Below are 343 nucleotides of genomic sequence, written 5' to 3' on the forward strand. Positions count from 1 at the left end.
CACGAACCACTCACATACAGGGACATGACATGAGCGAGTACGGCGAGATCGAGACCGGCGAGCAGCACGCGGAGATCGACCAGCTGCACCAGGTCGACGCCAGCCAGGAGGACTACCAGTCGCAGTTCGGCGTCTACGAGGCCGACCACGCCTCGGCCGAGTCCACCAGCTTCGACCAGGGCCACTCGGTGGAGTTCACCGGCGCGGACGGCTCGCACTACGCCGAGCAGGACTACACCTCCTACGACCACTCCGCCGCCGAGACCGACCACGTCTTCGCCGCCGAAGGCCAGGAGTCCTACAGCGCCACCGAGTTCAGCCAGATCGACGCCCTGCGCGCCCA

General features: G+C 66.8%; 1 protein-coding gene. It reads left to right on the forward strand.

Annotated elements, in window-relative coordinates; genetic code table 11:
• Positions 1–29: 29 nt before the first annotated feature.
• Positions 30–343: hypothetical protein (locus OP18_RS50805; protein WP_033368062.1), on the forward strand; the 314-nt coding region annotated here is incomplete at its 3' end.

The organism is Dactylosporangium aurantiacum (assembly GCF_000716715.1).
GTDB lineage: Bacteria > Actinomycetota > Actinomycetes > Mycobacteriales > Micromonosporaceae > Dactylosporangium > Dactylosporangium aurantiacum.